Annotated in this window: 24 protein-coding genes; 12 read left to right on the top strand and 12 right to left on the bottom strand. The window is 42.2% G+C overall.

What is annotated here, in order from left to right; genetic code table 11:
- Positions 1 to 95: 95 nt before the first annotated feature.
- The 6 genes from GCHA_RS08110 to pspA form a co-directional block, all read right to left on the bottom strand.
- A complete protein-coding gene (locus GCHA_RS08110; protein WP_007986967.1) occupies positions 96 to 854 on the bottom strand; it encodes a TIGR04219 family outer membrane beta-barrel protein in 759 nt (252 codons plus the stop codon).
- Between the two features lie 3 nt (positions 855 to 857).
- The gene (locus GCHA_RS08105) at positions 858 to 1,844 is read right to left on the bottom strand and encodes a DUF2333 family protein (RefSeq protein WP_007986964.1); all 987 of its coding nucleotides are present in this window, start codon (positions 1,842 to 1,844) and stop codon (positions 858 to 860) included.
- A 9-nt stretch (positions 1,845 to 1,853) separates the two neighbouring features.
- The gene (locus GCHA_RS08100; protein ID WP_007986962.1) at positions 1,854 to 2,297 is read right to left on the bottom strand and encodes a copper chaperone PCu(A)C; all 444 of its coding nucleotides are present in this window, start codon (positions 2,295 to 2,297) and stop codon (positions 1,854 to 1,856) included.
- Positions 2,298 to 2,417: 120 nt separating this feature from the next.
- Entirely contained in the window at positions 2,418 to 2,828 is a 411-nt protein-coding gene (locus GCHA_RS08095; RefSeq protein WP_226992025.1) for a hypothetical protein, read from the bottom strand.
- The gene (locus tag GCHA_RS22560) at positions 2,759 to 2,962 is read right to left on the bottom strand and encodes a PspC domain-containing protein (protein WP_083881843.1); all 204 of its coding nucleotides are present in this window, start codon (positions 2,960 to 2,962) and stop codon (positions 2,759 to 2,761) included. Before GCHA_RS22560 ends, GCHA_RS08095 begins: the two co-directional genes overlap by 70 nt.
- 86 nt (positions 2,963 to 3,048) lie before the next feature.
- Positions 3,049 to 3,708 carry a phage shock protein PspA gene (pspA, locus tag GCHA_RS08090; RefSeq protein ID WP_007986956.1) on the bottom strand — a complete coding sequence of 220 codons (660 nt, stop codon included), beginning with the start codon at positions 3,706 to 3,708 and terminating at the stop codon, positions 3,049 to 3,051.
- Positions 3,709 to 4,058: 350 nt separating this feature from the next.
- Between pspA and GCHA_RS08085 the strand changes: the two genes are divergently transcribed.
- Genes GCHA_RS08085 through GCHA_RS08065 form a run of 5 tightly spaced genes read left to right on the top strand, consistent with a single transcriptional unit; the run spans position 4,059 to position 8,164 of the window.
- Positions 4,059 to 4,352, top strand: coding sequence for a hypothetical protein (locus GCHA_RS08085; RefSeq protein ID WP_007986953.1), 294 nt, complete (start codon positions 4,059 to 4,061; stop codon positions 4,350 to 4,352).
- 4 nt (positions 4,353 to 4,356) lie between these two features.
- Positions 4,357 to 5,052 (top strand): SDR family NAD(P)-dependent oxidoreductase, encoded by a 696-nt coding sequence (locus GCHA_RS08080; RefSeq protein ID WP_007986952.1) that lies wholly within the window; start codon positions 4,357 to 4,359, stop codon positions 5,050 to 5,052.
- Positions 5,049 to 6,392 carry an ANL family adenylate-forming protein gene (locus GCHA_RS08075; protein ID WP_007986950.1) on the top strand — a complete coding sequence of 448 codons (1,344 nt, stop codon included), beginning with the start codon at positions 5,049 to 5,051 and terminating at the stop codon, positions 6,390 to 6,392. The genes GCHA_RS08080 and GCHA_RS08075 overlap by 4 nt, the downstream gene beginning before the upstream one ends.
- 47 nt (positions 6,393 to 6,439) lie before the next feature.
- Positions 6,440 to 7,096, top strand: a complete 657-nt coding sequence (locus GCHA_RS08070; RefSeq protein WP_007986948.1) for an acyltransferase — start codon at positions 6,440 to 6,442, stop codon at positions 7,094 to 7,096.
- Positions 7,097 to 7,102: 6 nt separating this feature from the next.
- Positions 7,103 to 8,164 (top strand): acyltransferase family protein, encoded by a 1,062-nt coding sequence (locus GCHA_RS08065; RefSeq protein WP_007986946.1) that lies wholly within the window; start codon positions 7,103 to 7,105, stop codon positions 8,162 to 8,164.
- Between the two features lie 18 nt (positions 8,165 to 8,182).
- On the opposite strand, the gene GCHA_RS23020 is transcribed toward GCHA_RS08065, so the two are convergent.
- From GCHA_RS23020 to GCHA_RS08050, 4 genes are all read right to left on the bottom strand, one after another.
- On the bottom strand, positions 8,183 to 8,341 hold the full coding sequence (locus GCHA_RS23020) for a hypothetical protein (RefSeq protein WP_007986944.1): 159 nt from the start codon (positions 8,339 to 8,341) through the stop codon (positions 8,183 to 8,185).
- A 10-nt stretch (positions 8,342 to 8,351) separates the two neighbouring features.
- A complete protein-coding gene (locus GCHA_RS08060) occupies positions 8,352 to 8,627 on the bottom strand; it encodes a hypothetical protein (protein ID WP_007986941.1) in 276 nt (91 codons plus the stop codon).
- Positions 8,628 to 8,836: 209 nt separating this feature from the next.
- Complete coding sequence (dusA, locus tag GCHA_RS08055) at positions 8,837 to 9,874, bottom strand: tRNA dihydrouridine(20/20a) synthase DusA (RefSeq protein ID WP_039992243.1); 1,038 nt, start codon at positions 9,872 to 9,874, stop codon at positions 8,837 to 8,839.
- 203 nt (positions 9,875 to 10,077) lie between these two features.
- Entirely contained in the window at positions 10,078 to 10,623 is a 546-nt protein-coding gene (locus GCHA_RS08050) for a carboxymuconolactone decarboxylase family protein (RefSeq protein WP_007986937.1), read from the bottom strand.
- Positions 10,624 to 10,907: 284 nt separating this feature from the next.
- Between GCHA_RS08050 and GCHA_RS08045 the strand changes: the two genes are divergently transcribed.
- From GCHA_RS08045 to GCHA_RS08025, 5 genes are all read left to right on the top strand, one after another.
- A complete protein-coding gene (locus tag GCHA_RS08045) occupies positions 10,908 to 11,462 on the top strand; it encodes a pyridoxamine 5'-phosphate oxidase family protein (RefSeq protein WP_007986935.1) in 555 nt (184 codons plus the stop codon).
- 189 nt (positions 11,463 to 11,651) lie between these two features.
- Positions 11,652 to 12,227 carry an HNH endonuclease gene (locus GCHA_RS08040; RefSeq protein ID WP_007986933.1) on the top strand — a complete coding sequence of 192 codons (576 nt, stop codon included), beginning with the start codon at positions 11,652 to 11,654 and terminating at the stop codon, positions 12,225 to 12,227.
- Positions 12,228 to 12,340: 113 nt separating this feature from the next.
- Complete coding sequence (gene yihG, locus GCHA_RS08035) at positions 12,341 to 13,243, top strand: 1-acylglycerol-3-phosphate O-acyltransferase, YihG family (protein WP_007986931.1); 903 nt, start codon at positions 12,341 to 12,343, stop codon at positions 13,241 to 13,243.
- Positions 13,244 to 13,245: 2 nt separating this feature from the next.
- Positions 13,246 to 14,142, top strand: coding sequence for a 1-acylglycerol-3-phosphate O-acyltransferase, YihG family (gene yihG, locus GCHA_RS08030; RefSeq protein WP_013752596.1), 897 nt, complete (start codon positions 13,246 to 13,248; stop codon positions 14,140 to 14,142).
- A complete protein-coding gene (locus GCHA_RS08025) occupies positions 14,143 to 15,387 on the top strand; it encodes a mechanosensitive ion channel family protein (RefSeq protein ID WP_007986928.1) in 1,245 nt (414 codons plus the stop codon).
- A 47-nt stretch (positions 15,388 to 15,434) separates the two neighbouring features.
- On the opposite strand, the gene GCHA_RS08020 is transcribed toward GCHA_RS08025, so the two are convergent.
- A complete protein-coding gene (locus GCHA_RS08020) occupies positions 15,435 to 15,635 on the bottom strand; it encodes a hypothetical protein (protein ID WP_007986926.1) in 201 nt (66 codons plus the stop codon).
- A gap of 281 nt (positions 15,636 to 15,916) precedes the next feature.
- Between GCHA_RS08020 and GCHA_RS08015 the strand changes: the two genes are divergently transcribed.
- The gene (locus GCHA_RS08015; protein ID WP_007986924.1) at positions 15,917 to 16,696 is read left to right on the top strand and encodes a DUF2884 family protein; all 780 of its coding nucleotides are present in this window, start codon (positions 15,917 to 15,919) and stop codon (positions 16,694 to 16,696) included.
- 34 nt (positions 16,697 to 16,730) lie between these two features.
- Positions 16,731 to 17,588, top strand: a complete 858-nt coding sequence (locus GCHA_RS08010; RefSeq protein ID WP_007986922.1) for an NAD-dependent epimerase/dehydratase family protein — start codon at positions 16,731 to 16,733, stop codon at positions 17,586 to 17,588.
- 67 nt (positions 17,589 to 17,655) lie between these two features.
- Here GCHA_RS08010 and GCHA_RS08005 read toward each other — a convergent pair whose 3' ends face one another.
- Positions 17,656 to 19,077, bottom strand: coding sequence for a sodium-dependent transporter (locus GCHA_RS08005; protein WP_007986921.1), 1,422 nt, complete (start codon positions 19,075 to 19,077; stop codon positions 17,656 to 17,658).
- Between the last annotated feature and the right edge of the window lie 99 nt (positions 19,078 to 19,176).

Genomic DNA, 19,176 nt, shown 5'->3' with positions numbered 1-19,176 from the left:
GCGATCTATCTTCATAACAGGAAAGAATAAATACTAATTTTTTATTACTTAATGGACTGAGCGAAAAGTCAACTATTCACTACAGCCCTGTCGGTTTAGAAATGTACTTCAACACCGACGAATGCGCCGCTAAATTCGAAGTCCGTATAGATACCGTCTAAATCGTCTAATTCCATCTTCAATTGGCGATAGCCCAACTGTAGCGTAGCGTCAATCGCTATGTTGTCGAGTAATCCATAAGTGACGGCAGCCTGATAATCTGAGATGGTGTTGTCATCAAATGCCAAAAAGCTCCCTTCAAGGTAAGCCCCAAGACCTGTAAAAGGTACCCCTACAGCAACACGAGAATACAACATAGGCACAAACCCAGAAAAATCTTGGGCTGCATTTTGAGTGGCATCGTTTTGCGCTTCAACGTAAATATCACCATCAAGGTGCTTAGCATTCACACCTAGATCGAAGCTGACCAAGTCATTATCGAACAATTCGTAATACGCTATATAATCGGTACTCACCAAATCAAGGCTCGTGTTGACAGAGGTATTTGCTGAAAATAACTCTCCATCATAGGTCATACTTGAAGACAGCAGTGTTTCCCCATTGGTATCTAAGCCTGTGCGCTGTAGTTTTATGTTTGGTATCAAAGGCACTGGGTGCTCTAAGGCAACATAAAAACTACCTTTGGTTTCATCTTCAAAGTTAAAGTCTACATTACTGTTGCTGTCTGAAAACCCACCTGTAGTTTCCATATCCCATGCTTGCGCTCCCGCATATACGCCTAAAAGGGTGTCTGCTTGGCTAGAAAAGCTAGAAAGAGCCAATACCAATGCACCAGCACAGAGTGATTTGTTCATGCGTTATCCTTGATTTAACAGTTCAGAAAGTTCAATTAGAGCAGCATTTGCTCGGGAAATATAGTTCGCCATGACTAAAGAATGGTTGGCTAACATACCAAAGCCACTGCCATTCAAAATCATTGGGCTGAAAATTGACTCTTGGGTCGATTCGAGCTCTCGGATGATCTGCTGAACGCTAACGCGAGCATTCTTTTTATCTAGTACGTCCGCAAAATCAACCTCAACCGCCTTTAAAAAATGAATTAAGGCCCAGCTAGCGCCGCGAGCTTCGTAAAAATTGTTGTCTAACTGGAACCAACTGGTTTGTTCACGCAATTCCTCTGCAGGAATACTTCCAGCGCTGTTATCGCCGGCAAAGCTCGTATCGAGTCGGTCTTGGCCTACGCTGACACTTAACTTTTGCGATAAGTTGCCGAGTCTTTTTTCTACTTGTTTGACCCAGTCACGCAAATTATCGGCACGAGCGTAAAATTGCGCACTACCTTGACGACTGGTCGATAGGCTCGTTCGGTACTGATAGAGCTTGTCAATCGCATCTTGATACTGCGATTCTGCCGACGGTAACAGCCAACTGCGGTGATCGATATTGAGTTTTGGCTGAGCATCAGTCAGAAACGGGTTCTCACTGGACTGCGACTGAGAGCGGCTAATATCTTTACGCATTGATAGCGCCAAATCTCGTGACATTTCCAATGCGCCAAATTCCCAACTCGGCATGTTATCCATGAACAACCCCGGAGGCATAACATCATTTGATAAGTAACCACCGGATTTATTTAACAGTGTTTCAGTCACGGTAATCAAGCTAGTGGTCAAGGTGTAGCCAGGTACAAGTTTTTCGTTGTGCTGTGCTGCGTAATCTTGAGCGGTCTGCTTGGGATTAAACGTTGCCGGCTCGAAGCTCCAATAAATAGCAATCAGCCAGAAAATGATAAATAAAATTGCTGCTGCACTGAGCAACCATTTGGGAGTTAAATATTTTTGCATGTTCACCTCCTAGTGATGACGATGTTGATTAGGTGATACGACGTGTGCATCGAATTTGATCTGTTGGCCGTCTTTTGTCATTAATGCTAAAGGCACGATTTGCTCTTTTTTCAAAGGCTGTTTCAAGCCAAATATCATCATATGCAAGCCACCTGGCGCAAACGTAATGGTTTTACCCGCAGGAATAATAACAGCGCTTTGTTTTTCCATTCGCATAACGTCGCCACTCATTATGTGATTATGCAACTCCACTTTATTGGCGATATCCGCTTTTCCTCCGACTAGGGTAACGTCGTTTTCACCACTATTCTCGATTTCAAAATAAGCTGACGTATTGGGAACACTAGGCGGCAATAATCGAATTTTTGCCTGCGTTACGTGTAATTCAGCAAGGGCAATATTCGAAATCAATATCAATGTGGTGGTAATTAAAGCGCGTGAAGTAAGTAGCATCTACAATTCCATCGTAATAGACCAAAACAGAATTATTCAGTAAATCCGTGCAAGATGCTACCCATTCCAATAGATGGACGTCCATGTGCTTCACTTATAAAAAGTAGTTTGCTGTTGCACTTACGAGTAACCGTCATTGCTTTTTTTGTCTTTAAGTGCCCAAATTATGATAATCGCCCCGAGTATTACGGGCCAAATGCTACTTAGGCCAGCGAACACTAAGGCCCCTAATACCGCAAATACGGTAAATCCAATCGCAGCCATAAGACTTAGAGCAACAGCAAAACCAATCATCACTAATACGACACCGACAATCACCAGAAGCGCTAACGAAGTCACCGGTTCGACAAAATCACTGTCTAATTGAACACGAATATCGAGCAGATCAGATGCGGCATAACCTAAGCTGTAGGTAATCAATATCGCAATAAGAACCGCTAGTGCTAGGTTTTTAAGTACATTCATGGGTGTGTCGGCAATAGCAATACTGCCATACCATAGGCCACAGCCGTAGGCACCGGTAAAAGTAATAAGCTTGCGATTGCTGCAACGCGTATTGCCCATCGCGGCTGATCCCAATGCTTTGCAAGCCCAGCACAAACACCTGATATTTTTGCGTGCAAAGTATCTCGATGAAGCCTATTCAAATTAATATAATCTCTCATGTCATTCTCCTAATATGAGGTAAGCAACTGTCCTTTGCTGCTCCCCGATCTATAATACTTCTAGCGACTCAATGAATTACTCACGTTTAAGCGACTTTTTTTCTTAACTCGGTAAGTTGTTTTTCAATCTCGTCATTCGCTTCTAATTCAGCTAACTCAGCATCAAGACTTTTTGTTTCACTGACCAAATCAAACGCGTCAACTTGCGCTTCTAGGTCATCGATGCGGCGCTCGTATTGATCAAATTTTACGATAGCAGTGTCCACTTTACTGTAAGCATCCGAACTTCTTAGTTTTAAGCGAGTACTTTGCGTACGCTGCTTGATCATTAATGTTTTTTGCTTTGCTTTAGCTTCAAGTAACTTGTCATTTAACTGACTGCTATCACTTTGCAATTTGCCGATAGCCTCCTTGACTTCATTTAACTGCTCATATAAGCCATCTAATGCCTGAGCGACACGCTGTTTTTCACCAAGCGCTGCTCGTGCTAGGTCTTCCCTGTCTTTTTGCAAGGCGATCTGTGCTTTGTTTTGCCAGTTCGTACTTTCAATTTCTAATTTGTCGATGCGACGTTCAATTTGCTTTTTATCGGCCAAAACTGTCGCAGCTACTGAGCGCACCTCAACTAATGTGTCCTGCATTTCTAAAATAAGATGCTTAATCATCTTTTCAGGATCTTCAGCCTTATCCAGCAATGCATTAATGTTTGATTGCACGATATCTGACATTCTTGTAAATAAACCCATAATAAATCTCCACTTGGTTAGGTTTATTGGTTGTACATTCTGTGCAACCAACACTTATGTATTCTCTTCATTGATACATTACAAGTGTTATGCCACTTAGACGAAAATTATAAGCTTTTGAAAATAAAGAATTATTTTTAGTTCCTGACATTTAGAGTAATTTCAAGGGTAAGAATAAGTGGTTATTTTGACCAATAAGTTAGCGAAAATAGCTATTATGAAAGAATGCATTTTCAGGTCGCGTAAAATTAGCGTTTGCAGACCGTTATTTTTTCAGCGTATTATAGTTCGTACTGCCCAGTTATTGAGCAGTCCTGCTCAATGGTTCTGCTACGCTAAGGAATAAGCACATGACCCACAACGAAATCCAATCACTTGTTTTCGCAGCGCTTGAATTGACGAATCAATCTCGCGAAGACGACGCGCAAGTCCCTATTGCATCTGACACTCCCCTTTTTGGCAAACAAGGGCATCTCGACTCCATGGGATTGGTGGGGCTTCTTATCGACATCGAAGATATGTTGCAAGACCAAGATATTCATATCTCCCTAAGCGATGAGCGAGCCATGTCAGCAGCAAATAGCCCATTTAAAAATGTCAGCACGCTTGTAGCGCATATAGACACTCTTTTAAAAGGGGAGTAACCCAATGCATCACATACTTGTTACTGGGGCGAGTCGTGGACTTGGGTTGTCCATGGTCGAACATTTATTAGATCAAGGTAATATCGTGCTGGGCTGCTCTCGCGGAAAGAGCCCTTTTTCACATAAAAATTATCATCACTTTGAAGCGGATGTTTCAAACGAAGAACAGGTTAATGATCTATTCATTAAAATAAGAAAGTCATTTAAATACATAGATGTGTTGATTAATAACGCAGGGGTTGCACGCATGAACGCCTTCGCGCTAACCCCTTTTAAGAATATGCGCGAAACCATAGACGTAAACTATGCAGGCACCTTTATGTGTTGCCAAAAGGCAATCAGCTTACTAAGAAAGTCAACAAACCCTCGCATCATCAACATGAGTACTGTTGCTGTACCAATGAACCTAGAGGGGGAAGCCGCCTACGCCGCGTCTAAAAGTGCAGTTGAGTCATTAACGCGTGTACTCGCAAAAGAACTCAGCAGCTTTAGTATAACGTGCAATGCGATTGGTCCATCACCAATAGCGACAGACCTGATACGAGGGGTGGGAGAGGAAAAAATAGCACGCCTAGTCAAACAACAGGCAATACCCAAAATGGCGCAACCAGAGGATGTGCTCAATTTGATTGATTTTTTCGTTAAGCCCGAAAGCCATATGATCACTGGTCAAATCATTTATCTAGGAGGGATATCATGACGGTACAATTTTTATTGGACAAAATGGCAGAGCTGAAAGACCAAGAGGCTGTAGCAGTAGGCAGTAACGTCATCACATATGGACAATTATTAACTAAATATCATGATTGGCTTGAATGGATAAAAACAGAAAAAATTCAACAAGGTGAAGTCGTTAGTATCAAGTCAGATTACAGTGCCGATAGTATTTCTTTGTTTTTAGCCCTGACCCATAATCGCAATATTATCGTCCCCCTATCAAATGACTCAAAGGCACATTTTGATACCTTTTGTGACATAGCCCAAAACCAATACGATATTATACTCGGTGATGGCCCTGTTTCCTTAATACGAACAAATAATCAACCAGACCATGAACTCTACAAAGTATTGCATGAGAGAAATCAACCAGGTTTGGTGTTGTTTTCCTCAGGCTCAACGGGCAAAAGCAAAGCAATATTTCATGATTTATCGCAACTTTTAAATAAGTTTACTGTACCGCGAAAAATGATGCGCACACTGGCCTTTTTGCAATTTGATCATATAGGTGGTGTTAATACTTTACTTTATACCTTGGCGAATGGCGGAACCGCTGTGGTACCAGCAAAACGCACACCAGAATCCGTATGTGAAGCTATCGATACCCACCAAGTCGAAGTATTGCCGACTTCCCCTACCTTTATAAATTTGCTCTTACTCTCCGGCGCAGCTGACGATGCTGACCTTAGTTCTCTAAAGCTGATTACCTATGGTACAGAGACTATGCCCGACAGCACGTTAGCGGCAATAACCGCTCGGTTTCCAGAAACCAAGCTTTTACAAACGTATGGCTTATCTGAAGTAGGTATTCTGCGCTCAAAATCGAGGGATTCGAAGTCGCTCTGGGTAAAAGTAGGCGGCGCTGAATTTGAAACCAAAATTATCGAAGGACGACTGTGGATAAAATCTGAATCGGCCATGCTAGGTTACCTGAATGCACCCTCTCCTTTTGATGAAGAGGGCTTTTTGGACACGGGCGACCAAGTTGAACAGGATGGTGAATGGATAAAAATACTCGGTAGGCAAAGCGAAATTATTAACGTGGGCGGAGAAAAAGTCTATCCAGCTGAGGTCGAAAGTGTGGTCCTCGAAATGTCTGGTGTAGAAGACGCTGCCGTATATTCACTGCCACACGCCATAACTGGCATGATTGTCGCCATTGAAATCAAACTAGACACTGACGAAACATTAGCTGAGTTTAAGGTTAGATTAAGACAGCATTGCACCGGCAGACTACAAGCGTACAAAATCCCTAGAAAAATAACCTTGATTGACAACTATACTCATAACGCACGTTTTAAAAGAATGCGAAAACGATCGTAAAACAGCCAACCACTCGGCCTTTTTACGACTCAACAAGGATATTGACTATGCGCAGCACTATTAAATTAATCATAAACCGCTTTTGCCAGCTATTGGTATTACCTATGGCAATCACCTGTTGGCTAGAAACTCGACTCACTTCGCATTCTGAAGCTATATTTTCATTTTGGACTCATACTGTTTCAATCTTTCCTGGACTGCCAGGTGTGTTTTTACGCAGGGCATTTTATTCACTGACATTAGAAAAGTGTTCCCTCAATGCGTATATAGGATTTGGAACTATCTTTGCTCATCGCAGTACTGTAGTTGAAGATAACGTTTATACTGGCATTTATTGTTCAATAGGTTCAGCCCACCTAGGTAAAAACAGTCTTATCGGTAGCCATTCAAGCCTACTTAGCGGAAATACCCAGCACACACGTAATGAAGTAAATGGGGTGTGGATGGCGTTTTCTGCAGAAAATATCAAGCGAATAGATGTTGCTGAAAACGTATGGATAGGAGAAGGGGCAATAATATTGGCAAATATTGGTAAGGGCTCTCTGGTGGCGGCAGGAGCGGTGGTCAACACGAACGTGAAAGCGAATATCGTTGTTGCCGGTAACCCCGCTAGGTTTGTAAAAAGTTTTGAACCAATAGCACCTGCGTTAACACCCGAGCAAAAATTAAGCGAAGCTGTTCTAACCTCCCAACCTGAGGTGTGATTGATCATGAACAAAGTACGTTGCGATTTTGTCGACTGGATGAAAGCGGTGGGCATGTTCCTTATCGTTTTTGGGCACTTTTTCGGCGACCCATTTAATCAATTTACCCAGCCTGTCTATCCAAAACAGCTTGGAGTCGCTATGTTTGTTTTTATCATGGGATGGGGTTTGGGGAAATTAAACAAAGACACACTATATGTTGGTTACAACCGTCTATTTCCGATGTTTTTTTGGGGGATTCTTATAGCGGTATTTATTAGTTTCATTAGCTTGTTGATAGTTCAAGATCTAGCGGAAAGTAACTATGCTCCTTTCATTCTTGGAGTCAACGTGGCATTCAACCTCTTTCCTGCCAATCCGACAACATGGTTTATCGGCACTTACCTTCATATTATTTTACTCTGGGCTTTATTTTTGTACCGCTTACGAATTACACCTTCGATTCTAGTGGTAAGCTTACTAATAGAAATTGCCATTCGTTGTTACTTCATCTACAACAATTCAATTTTTATTGCTTATATGTCATTACCTAATTGGCTTACACTGTTTATATTAGGGATGTATATGTGTCAGAAAACAGATCAACCCACGTTACAAGGATTAACAATACGCATTCTTGCTTGGGTCGTTTTTTTATTGATCTGGGCTGTGCTGCTAAATGAATTAAACGTAAAACATCGGTTTCCATTTAAAAATATTGAAATTGGTGACTCGGCTATAAATGCGTTAATTACATCGATTGTCGTTTCCTTCGTGTATATATCAAACACACTATTTAGCATTTCCATTTTTAGCAGAGTCCAAGCTGGACGTATCGTGCGTTTTTTTTCTCGCAATACCATTATTGTATTTATAGGACACATGCCACTGTACTTCGTTCTTGAGCCTATTGTACGAATTGTGTTCCCAAGTGGCTGGCCAAAGCGCTTGTGTATCGTTCTGATCATGTACATCGGGCTATCTTGGGTGTCCGAACTACTTCACAAATGGATCAAAGTGGATCAAATTAAAAAATGGGGATGGGAGAAGATTACACAGTTGATGCCGCAATTAGCAAAATCTCAATAATACAAACAGCGGTCAATACTACACAGAGTGACCGCTGTTTATGTGTGAGCCTGTCGGGCCAGAAGAGGTAGAAGTGCTTTCCTGTAACGAAGTGATTATGGAAAACAAAACTGCACCCGCTATATAAGCGACCACCGGTGCAAACAAAAGCGTAATCAGAGTGTTATGGTCAAACATACTCAACTCCTTATTCTGCTTGGTCTTTATCTTCTTCCGTATTTAAATCGGTAATCGTAATCTTACTCGCAATAACAGGGGCGTCGCTATCGAGACTAAACATATTGCTTGCCGTTAATACTGCTTCCTGGATACCGTATTGAAGTTCACTTTTTGTGCTTTCAATGGTTTTCACCATCATGCCACTGACAAACTGTTCAAGGTTTACTTCTGCTGCTGATGCGTGTGAGCTAAACGCAAAAGTTGATGATAGAGCGATTGCTGCGATAGTTGTTTTAGTAAACATGATATTTCCTCTCGTTTAATGGTATTTCGCTTAAGTCTATAAGCGTTATTGTCAAGTCGAGTGAAATATTGCGAGAGTTGTGCCAAGTATAAAATATATTTTAAGCTATTGATTTTACTAAAATATATTTCATACCTTACCTGATAACAAAATTAAAGGTGGGTTAAAAAAGCAACAGGTTAGCAAAAACCACCACTTAGGTGGTTAAATTAACTAACCCTGCTATCTTGATAGGCTTTTGCTGTAGCACGAGCTTCGTTAACAGCGGCTAATGCATTGACCAATAGCTCAGGTCCTACTTGCAAACCGTTCTTGCTTTGACCCGTTCCATGTTGGCTTAAATAGCGGCGCCACACTCGCCCGCCAGGCTGCCCTTGAAACAATCCCAGCATATGCCGAGCAATATTCCATGCGCGGGCACCACTTGCCATTTGCTTCTCTACATAAGGTAGCATGGCATGCACGATTTCTTCCCTGCTAGGTACTGGGGTTTGGTCTTGATAGAAGCGTTTATCTACATCGGCTAGAATATAGGGGTTGCTATATACTTCGCGGCCAATCATAACGCCATCGAGTTTGTCTAGATGCAAAGCTGCATCATCAAGCGTTTTAACCCCGCCGTTGATGCTTAAATTAAGATGTGGAAACTCTTCTTTAAGCGCGTAGACTCGGTCATACATCAAAGGCGGAATATCGCGATTCTCTTTAGGGCTTAGCCCTTTAAGCCACGCTTTACGAGCATGAACCGTAAATATTTCGCAACCTGCATCCGCAACAACCTGAATAAAATCCGTTAGATCTTTGTACTCGTCCATGTCATCGATCCCGATGCGAGATTTAACTGTAACCGGAATATCTACTTCTTTTTGCATCGCATTAATACAGTCAGCGACGGTCTTTGGCTCTGCCATCAAGCAAGCACCAAAACGACCGTTTTGCACCCTATCAGATGGGCAACCAACGTTAATGTTCACTTCGTCATAGCCACGCTCTTGTGCCAGCACAGCACAGCGCGCCATATCCGCAGGGTCTGAACCACCAAGTTGCAAGGCCACCGGATGCTCTGCTTCATTAAATGCTAAATAATCACCTTTACCGAAAATAATCGCCCCAGTGGTCACCATCTCCGTATATAACAAAGCGTGCTTGGAAATTTGACGCAAAAAATAACGGCAATGCTTATCTGTCCAATCCAGCATTGGTGCGACAGAAATTGTGCGATTGAGGGGAACAGAGGGAGTATTCACTGAAAGCCTTTCATAAATAGTTAGTATTTTTTTAACCAACACCAAACACAGGTAATGATCATTTCGCTCACAGATACAAGTGAGAACACAAATAGGCCGCGGATTATAACACTACAGCGCACACGCACAAACCTTGAGTACATCTGATACAAAGAGACCGCTAATCTAGCGGTCTCGTTTATAGTAGGGAGTAAAGCTTCTATTTACTTCCAAGCAAACTTTTTAAATGGTTCATCAAGCGGAGTTTCTGCAACATGGTTGGTGTAGTTGCTCATCACTTTTTGCGATAGGCATAGAATAATTTCTAGTAGTTGCCTTTGCCCATAACCTGCTGCATAGAATTTCTGTACAACATCGTCAGATACGATGCTGCGCTCGCGCACCATAGCCAAGGTCGTTTCGTGTAGTGCTTGCAGTTTTTCTGTTGGCATCGTCTCTGTGTTGCGCAACGCCTCAATTAAATCGTCAGAAACCTTCATCGAGTGGGCAATAGCCGTATGTGCAGGCACACAGTAGGTACAGTTGTGCTCAACATTAATCGTCTGCCATACCACGGTCTGCTCTTCTGCGTCGAATGATGAGTCCATAAATAACTTATGGAGTACTTGATAACCTTCGAGCAAGCCAGGGGCTTCAGCCATGACGGCATGTAAGTTAGGAAGCATGCCATTTGTTTTTTGTGACTGCTCCAAAATAGGTTTACTTTTTTCAGGCGCTGTTTCTACTGTGTGAAGGGTAAAATCTGTCATCGTATTGTCTCCAGCTATTGAGGTTAATTTCGGGACTTAATTAAGTCAGTAAAGGCAATATACATCCACCTGAACGATCGTTCAAGTTAAAAATGAACGACTGTTCAAAATATATTGATACGCCTCGTCCAATTGGAGTCTCAAGGAAGAATGCCAACTTTTAGTCACTTACGTTAAAGCCGATAGCGATATTGGTCTTCACGGAATGCCAGACACTTAGATATGTTAAGGTCCACTGTAATGAAAATGTCGAAATTGTCTCATTCTACATATTAGGAGTGCTTATGCAGCAGCATTTGTCTTGGCAAGAAACCATTAGCCGCGCCTTATCTGTTCATACGGATATCCCAAGCAGTCGTTTTTTACAGCTCGCCACTGTCGATATACACGGTCAGCCACATTGTCGAACGCTGGTATTTAGGGGATTCGATCAAGATAAAAACCAGTTGTATCTGCATACAGATAAGCGAAGTGAAAAAATTGCTCAACTTGAAAGCAATAACCGCGTTGAAACTTGTTGGTACTTTAGTGAAACCCGAGAGCAGTTTCGCTTTAAAGGCCAGATAGAGTGTATTGGGCATCTCGATGCGGCTATGGAGCAGGCCACATCTCGCTTCAAGCAGCAGCTACGGCTTACGCATTGGCAAAACTTAAGTGACGCATTACGTGAAAGCTATGGATCAAATTACAGCCATGCGCAACCAGATGAAAACTTTACTCTGCTAATAGTACACATAACACAAGTGGATTATTTGCGCCTAGCCCCCTTGCCCCACCTACGTCTCCTTTACAGCTTAGACGAACACGGAAAATGGCAAACAAAAGCGGGGAGCCCATGAAAAGCAGTTGCGCGGCTGACACAAATTCTTTCTCAGGTAACTAAAAAAACAGACCGCAAACAGTATTTAATGACAGTTGGTCAAAATAAGTACACAGTAGGATAGTAGGATGATTTGCCCAACGTGAGAAATGCGCAGTGTATTTACTTTGGGCGAACCTATATTGTCCCCCTATAAAGAGGCAAGTGTATGTTGGTATTAAGATTGAACAAATCTGGCCTACCTCAGGCTTGGATCACCTTAGAAGAAGCTGCCAAATACTATTCTCAAGACCGCGTTCTATTTGAGCTAGGTGAAAGTAAGCGTGTGTTGCGCGGTGGTTGGAACAACCAAGGTTTTCAGAGCCGCTTAACCTTGTCTTCAATCATCGGCTGTGATGGAAAAGTTACCCCGCCGTCAGGCAAAGTACCGTTGAATAATCGTTACTTGTTTCGACGCGATAACTACTTGTGTATGTACTGCGGTCAAAAATTCCGTATACCTGAGTTAACCCGAGACCACATTATTCCGCGCGCTAAAGGTGGACGAGATACATGGACGAACTGCGCTTCTGCCTGCAATCGCTGTAATTGTTTTAAAGCTGATCGTACTCCAGAAGAAGCTGGGCTTTCATTAATTGCTGTTCCCTTTACACCTAATATTTATGAGCGCTTTTATCTAATGAACCGGCGCATACTTAGTGATCAAATGGTGTTTTTAGGCAGCCACTTTTCTAAGAACAGAACGTGGGAAAACGTAAATAACAAGGATAATGTCGGCATTTAAGCTAACTTAAGGTACAAAATACCTAAAAACCTGATACTTCACTATTCGCTTGCTTCGACTTTAGTTTACACTACCCCCTTTGTTAGTTATTGCTTTGGGTTGGAGTGCAGGTAGTGGCGTTGTTGTTTGGCAATTTGATGGGTGTACTGTCGGTTATTTTGTATTTTATTAATACGGTATTTTGGGTTATCCCCATTGTAATACTGTCTTTTCTTAAACTGATCCCGATAAAAATATGGCGAACTGGGCTTTCTTATTTATTGGACGGCTGCGCAACATCATGGATCAGCGTCAACAATTTTAACCAACACATTTTCAGCCGCACCAAAGTAGAAGTCACTGGTGTTGAGACCTTAACGAGAGATGATTGGTACTTGGTTATCGCAAACCATCAATCGTGGGTGGATATACTCATTCTTCAACGCGTGTTTAATCGTAAAATTCCATTTTTGAAATTTTTTCTAAAACGAGAGTTAATCTGGGTGCCATTTTTAGGCATTGCTTGGTGGGCGCTCGACTTTCCCTTTATGCGTCGCTACACCAAGTCCTTTTTAGCCAAAAATCCGCACCTCAAAGGTAAGGATTTAGAAACCACACAAAAAGCCTGTGAAAAGTTTCAGACTAAACCTGTCAGTATTATGAACTTTGTCGAGGGCACCCGCTTTACGACAGAAAAATACCGACGCCAATCCCCCTCGTTCCAGCATTTATTAAAACCTAAAGCTGGCGGTATGGCCTTTGTATTAAGTGCCATGGGAGACCAACTTCACAAATTATTAGACGTGACGATTTATTATCCGCAAGGTAGCCCTAGTTATTGGGACTTTGTGTGCGGGAAGGTGAAAACAATCAAGGTACATGTTTCAGTTACGCCTATCAGCGACTTATTGCAAAGCGACGCATTCGCGAAAGATTACTTTGAAAACTCAGCGCAACGAGTGTTGTTCCAACGCTGGCTAAACAGCCTTTGGACTGAAAAAGACAACAAAATTGAACAATTGTCGATGGAGCGGTAAAGATGTTATCTGTAATGCGCGGGCTGCTTGTATTTCCGCTTCATCTTAGCCTTCAGCTCATTAATTTGTCTTTCTGGGCCATTCTTATTATTTGCTTAGGACTACTTAAGTTTCTACTACCATTTCCCCCTATCTCCCGTGCGTTAAATCCAATGTTAGATTTTATGCTTTGTGCCTTTGGTGTGATCAGCGTACGTCTTATTCGACTTTTTAACCCCGTAGAGTTTGATATTCAAATTGACGGTGAATTGAGTAAAAAGCATTGGTACCTCATGATGCCAAACCACTTGAGTTGGCTAGATATCATTTTACTGGTCGATTTCGCGGCTGACAAAATTCCTGCACCTAAGTTTTTTCTTAAGAAGGAACTGATCTGGTTACCTTTTGTTGGTCTCGGGGCATGGGCCTTAGATATGCCGTTCATGCAAAGATATAGCCGCGAATTTATTGAGAAAAACCCTCATTTAAAAGGTAAAGACATACAAACTACCAAGCGGTCATGTGAAAAGTTTAGAACCTGCCCCACTACTGTGATTAATTTCGTTGAAGGAAGCCGTTTTACCCCGCAAAAGCATCAATTACGTAACAGCCCATTCAACCATTTGCTGCCGCCAAAAGCCGGTGGCATCGCTTTTACTCTTGCTGCAATGGGAGAACTTTTCACAGGCATTTTAGATGTTACCTTGATGTATCCTGACAATTCCAACAAACCCATGCTTGATATGCTCGCGGGGCGTTTAGGCAGAGTCATTCTTCGCGCAAACGTCACCCCAGTGCAACCTGATATCATCGGTGATTACTTTAACGATGAAGGGTTTAAAACAGGTTTTCAAAGCTGGTTAAACTCGCAATGGGCAAACAAAGACACGCAAATAAAGCAGTTATCTGGAGGTAAATAAGTGGAAGAAAGCGCTCAATTAAGTGAGTATATAATTCAAGGTTATCAATACCTTGGGCTTACTGTAAGTAACAATGGTGCTATTTTTGCGATTACCGCTGTAACACTATTACTGTGTTTAGCCTGGCTCAGTTTCCGTTTGGTTCGCGTACTTTTAACAGGCCGTTTAACGCGGCTGATTTTCAATAGTAAAAACACCATAGATGACGAACTGCATGAACATGGTGTGTTCAGACGTATTGGCCATATTGTGCCAGCTATGGTGATTTATCTATGTAGCAGTGTTTTAGTACAAGATCCTATCCTTTATACCGCCCTGCAGAAAATTGCCATCATTTATATGCTAGTAGCTGCAGTTGCCGCGAGTAGCGCGCTGCTAAACACAATTGAAGATATATATAACGCATCAGAGCTGGCTAAACGTGCACCTGTTACCGGCTTTATTCAAGTAGGTAAACTGTTCGTTGTGATAGTAGCAGGTTTGCTTATCATCTCGAATTTACTCGACAAGTCACCGCTACTTTTACTCTCTGGGTTAGGAGCGGTCACCGCAATACTTTTATTGTTATTCAAAGATACAATTCTTGGTTTTGTCGCGGGTATTCAGATTGCCGCTAATCGCATGGTGAACACCGGTGATTGGGTTGAACTGCCTAAATATGGTGCCGATGGCACGGTACTTCAGGTAGGTTTAACCACAGTAAAAGTGCAAAATTGGGATAAAACCATTTCCACCGTGCCAACGTACAGCTTGATAAGCGACTCGATGAAGAACTGGCGCGGTATGTCTGAGTCTGCAGGGCGACGCATTAAACGCTCAATATACATTGATGTAAACAGCATTAGATTCTGCGATCAAGAAATGCTCGACGACTTTCGCAAAATTCGTTTTATAAATCAGTATATAGAAAAGAAGCGCGCAGAATTAGATGCTTATCATCTTGAGCAGAAAATCGATATTCAAGACTTGTTAAATAGCCGGCGCTTAACGAACATAGGTACATTACGCGCTTATTTAGTTTCCTACTTGCATCATCACCCCAGCGTTAACCATGATATGACCTTAATGGTAAGGCAATTACCACCTACTGAGTTAGGTTTACCTTTAGAAATATACTGCTTTAGTGCCAACAAAGATTGGATCGCTTACGAGGGTATTCAGGGGGATATATTTGATCATGCACTGGCTATGTTGCCAGTCTTCGAATTGCGAGCCTATCAACGTATCAGTGATAGAGCTCACTAATCTTAGGTAGCTACCATACTTGAAAGTAAACCTTTGACTGTAGGTAGTTAGCCTACGGTCAATGCGTATACGAATAACAAGAATAAAACCACACCAGAAACACCGAAAAAGCCGTATTCTACACGGGATTTCATTACGTCTTCCTGTTGTACAGGTTGAGCAATAAAGCCCATGATAATACTGGTAACACCCAATACAAACGCCACTAAACCAAAACCAAACAAGATTGCATCAGCCCAATTACCCATTACTCTTCCTCAACATCAAAAAATCAATCTAAAAGCCCACAAAAATAGTGGCGGAATTATATACCAAATTAATCCAGAAAACATAGGCTGGTGAAATTGCCTAACTATTAGCTTTTTTGCTAAATAAGCGTGTTAAATGGCAGAGTACGATCCCTGATAAAATAATAACTCTTTGTATTTATTGATTTTTTAATATTGGCCTAGCCTTTGCTCTATCCTGTAAAAGAACATTTCATCACGCCAGATGACAAAACGAAATTAAACTTTAAAGGAAAAAGGTTATGCATAAACTCATATTTTGTACTGCTCTACTCTTTAGCAGCATGGCTGTAGCCGCCGACCAACAATGTGATGTTGAATTTGATGGTGTCATGCAGCTAGAAAACCAAGTGTTGACACTAACCACTACACAAGATGACAAAATTGTTATCAATCAAAGTAAACAGCTTTGGGTAAACGGAACACAAACACAACTTAACGATAACCAACAAGCACGACTAGACGAGTTTTATAACAGTATCCACTCAGCGGTGCCTATGGCCGCCAATATCGCTTCTGACGCAATTGAATTGGCACGCTATGCCCTGCATGAGACCTTTACGCAGTTGTTAGGGGAAAACAATTCGGTTGTCGATGACATTAGCGCCCAGCTTGGTGAACTAAAACGTGAGCTTGACCGCAGCTTTTACAGTGATGATGGCTCAATAAGCTTAAACTCTGCTCATTTCGAGGATGGCGAATTTTTAAGTGAAGGATTTGAGCAAAAGTTCGAGCAAGCCATAGAAACCATTGTCGCCCATTCTATAGGGCAAATAATGATCGCCATCGGCAGTGAACTTATATTCAGCGACGGTGATGTGGATGATTTTGAACAACGCATGGAAACTTTCGCTGAAAATATTGAACAAAAGTTTGAGCATCAAGGTGAAGCCTTAGAAGCACGCGCCGAAGTACTTTGCGCCAGTTTAGCCAACATAGATCGCTTGGAGGAAAAACTGCAAAATGAAGTACCGCAACTTGCGAACATGGACGTACTTCAGGTAAAACACTACGCAATGTAATTTTATCAAGTCCACTTATTGTGTTAAGCCAACTATGAAAATAACTATTTATGGTGGGGGCTGGTTAGGCCAGCCCCTCGCCACTCGACTGAGCAGCAACGAGTTCAGAGAAAAAAACGAAGGCACCTCTGTTGAGGTAAGAGTCACGTCTCGCAGTGAAGAGCGGCTCAACCGTCTCAAGAAAGATGGAATTAATGCCCTAGCGTTTACGCTTGGTCAATCCCTCGCTGACCATCCTAGTAAAGCAGCGTTGCTTGATAACGATCTAGTGATTATTAATATTCCGCCTGGGCGCAAAAATTTAGCTAATAACCCACAAGCCAGCGCTGAGTTTGTTCGCAATATGTGCGAACTTATTCACAGTACAAGCATTGAACATAAAGCGAAAATCGTTTTTATCAGCACAAGTGCGGTGTACGGTAATGTCCAGGGGGAAATCACCGAACTGAGCCCCTTAAACCCTGCCACAGAGTCAGCTCACGCGCACCAAGCTATAGAAGAATATATTTGCCAAAATATTCCTCAAACAGCCTGTATTTTACGCCTAGCTGGGCTTGTTGGCACTGATCGACATCCCGGCAAGTTTTTAGCAGGCAAACAAGGGTTGGCCGCAGGCAGTCAAAAAATTAATTTGGTCCACCAGCGGGATGTGATAAACGCAATTGAAAAGATAATACTAAATGATGCGTGGGGGGAAACGTTGCTGTTATCGTCAACTGAGCACCCCACTCGAAAAGCCTATTATAGTTGGGCAGCAAAGCAGCTTAACTTAACACCGCCGACGTTTTCTGCTGAAGATCAAGAGCAGCCAAGCAAACACCTTAATCCAGAGTACACCTTGAGAAAGCTCAGTCTGTCTCTCGCATACCCAAGCCCTTACGATATGCTATAACATTCTCGAATCTACGAATGTTGTCGCCTTAAAGCAGCCAAATACCCTGCGTATTTGGCTCTGTAGGTTAGCCTATTAAAGCACTGCCAAAATACTTCAGCGCCACCGTATTAATAAACACTAAGAATAGAATGACCGGAATGAAGGTGCCTAAGGAAAAGTTAACATATCTCTCAAACCAGCTGTTGGCGAATTTCGGTGAACCTAAATCGAGTTCAGTGTTCAGGTTGCTTTTCTTCCAACGATAAATAACAAACAAACACACCAGAAGGCCGTTAAAGGGTAAAATCGTATCGTAGAATACGTCGATAATGACATCAAATACTGACTTTGTTTGCCCTGCGTAACTGAGAAACTCTGTAAAGAAAGTAGAAATACCAAAAGACGTCGCTGCCGCAATTGACATCACCACCAGCAATCCTCCTAGTATCGCCAAAGATTTCTTACGGCTATAACCTTTATCTTCCATTAACGCTGAAACTGGCACTTCAAAAATTGACACCAAAGAGGTGATCGCAGCAAAAAACACCAACAAAAAGAACAAACTCGCCACAATACTCGCGCCTGTATAGCCAATAGTGGCTTGTAGGGCCAAGAAAATCTTAGGCAAGAAGGTAAAAATCATTCCAACAGATGAATCACTTAGGCTTTCAGTATTGGTATTCGGATTGAATGAAAACACCGCAGGCAAAATTAACAGACCGGCAATAAAAGCAACGGCGGTATCCATTAAACCTACTAGTTTCGCTGAGCCAGGCACATCAGCATGCTTGTCGAGATATGAGCCGTAAGTCAGCATAATCCCCATACCCAGAGATAACGAAAAGAATGCTTGAGATAAGGCGGCGCTTACTACAGCAGCGTCTATTTTGGTGAAATCTGGGATAAGGTAATATTTTACCCCTTCAAATGCGTTATCTAGAGTAAGTACAAAAATAACCAAGCCGATTAGCATGACAAAGAGTGTTGGCATCATCAGTTTAGCGGCTTTTTCAATGCCCTGTTTCACCCCACCTTGTAAGATCATATACACAATGATGAGTACGCCAATCATGTAGTAAAACAGTTCGTAACCATTTATAAATATCCCAAATGTACTGGGGTCAGCCAACACATCAAGGTTACCTAATATACATTGCACTAAGTAGCCGAAAATCCACACGGTAAGCACGAGATAGAAAATGGCGATCATAAAAGGTGTAATAGTGGCCAACCAGCCCGCTATTTTCCAATGGCGTTGACCACCGGATAAGTCATTATATGCACCGAGCGGATCCTTACGACTTGCACGACCAACCGACATTTCGGCTAACATCACGGGTAAACAAACGAAGGCAACGAAAATGGCATACATCAGCAAGAAAGCACCGCCACCATTTTTTGTTGCAGCAACCGGAAAACCAACCATATTTCCGATACCCACAGCTGAACCAGCAGCGGCGAGTATAAAACCTAAACGAGAGCCAAACTGTTCGCGAGGTGCGCCCATAAAGACATCCTTTATTGTTGTTATCTATTTTTATAATAATGAACGGATGTTAACAGCAGATAATTAAAAAGTCTTCGCTCAGATGTATTCGCTCAATAG

The organism is Paraglaciecola chathamensis S18K6 (genome assembly GCA_000314955.1).
GTDB classification, from domain to species: domain Bacteria; phylum Pseudomonadota; class Gammaproteobacteria; order Enterobacterales; family Alteromonadaceae; genus Paraglaciecola; species Paraglaciecola chathamensis.
This window is presented reverse-complemented; position numbering and strand designations above follow the sequence as displayed.

Coding starts and splice junctions, on each gene's coding strand:
- GCHA_RS08110 (WP_007986967.1), bottom strand. CDS start 854: ATGAACAAATCACTCTGTGCTGGTGCATTGGTATTGGCTCTTTCTAGC.
- GCHA_RS08105 (WP_007986964.1), bottom strand. CDS start 1,844: ATGCAAAAATATTTAACTCCCAAATGGTTGCTCAGTGCAGCAGCAATT.
- GCHA_RS08100 (WP_007986962.1), bottom strand. CDS start 2,297: ATGCTACTTACTTCACGCGCTTTAATTACCACCACATTGATATTGATT.
- GCHA_RS22560 (WP_083881843.1), bottom strand. CDS start 2,962: ATGAGAGATTATATTAATTTGAATAGGCTTCATCGAGATACTTTGCAC.
- pspA (WP_007986956.1), bottom strand. CDS start 3,708: ATGGGTTTATTTACAAGAATGTCAGATATCGTGCAATCAAACATTAAT.
- GCHA_RS08085 (WP_007986953.1), top strand. CDS start 4,059: ATGACCCACAACGAAATCCAATCACTTGTTTTCGCAGCGCTTGAATTG.
- GCHA_RS08080 (WP_007986952.1), top strand. CDS start 4,357: ATGCATCACATACTTGTTACTGGGGCGAGTCGTGGACTTGGGTTGTCC.
- GCHA_RS08075 (WP_007986950.1), top strand. CDS start 5,049: ATGACGGTACAATTTTTATTGGACAAAATGGCAGAGCTGAAAGACCAA.
- GCHA_RS08070 (WP_007986948.1), top strand. CDS start 6,440: ATGCGCAGCACTATTAAATTAATCATAAACCGCTTTTGCCAGCTATTG.
- GCHA_RS08065 (WP_007986946.1), top strand. CDS start 7,103: ATGAACAAAGTACGTTGCGATTTTGTCGACTGGATGAAAGCGGTGGGC.
- GCHA_RS23020 (WP_007986944.1), bottom strand. CDS start 8,341: ATGTTTGACCATAACACTCTGATTACGCTTTTGTTTGCACCGGTGGTC.
- GCHA_RS08060 (WP_007986941.1), bottom strand. CDS start 8,627: ATGTTTACTAAAACAACTATCGCAGCAATCGCTCTATCATCAACTTTT.
- GCHA_RS08050 (WP_007986937.1), bottom strand. CDS start 10,623: ATGACAGATTTTACCCTTCACACAGTAGAAACAGCGCCTGAAAAAAGT.
- GCHA_RS08045 (WP_007986935.1), top strand. CDS start 10,908: ATGCAGCAGCATTTGTCTTGGCAAGAAACCATTAGCCGCGCCTTATCT.
- GCHA_RS08040 (WP_007986933.1), top strand. CDS start 11,652: ATGTTGGTATTAAGATTGAACAAATCTGGCCTACCTCAGGCTTGGATC.
- yihG (WP_013752596.1), top strand. CDS start 13,246: ATGTTATCTGTAATGCGCGGGCTGCTTGTATTTCCGCTTCATCTTAGC.
- GCHA_RS08020 (WP_007986926.1), bottom strand. CDS start 15,635: ATGGGTAATTGGGCTGATGCAATCTTGTTTGGTTTTGGTTTAGTGGCG.
- GCHA_RS08015 (WP_007986924.1), top strand. CDS start 15,917: ATGCATAAACTCATATTTTGTACTGCTCTACTCTTTAGCAGCATGGCT.
- GCHA_RS08010 (WP_007986922.1), top strand. CDS start 16,731: ATGAAAATAACTATTTATGGTGGGGGCTGGTTAGGCCAGCCCCTCGCC.
- GCHA_RS08005 (WP_007986921.1), bottom strand. CDS start 19,077: ATGGGCGCACCTCGCGAACAGTTTGGCTCTCGTTTAGGTTTTATACTC.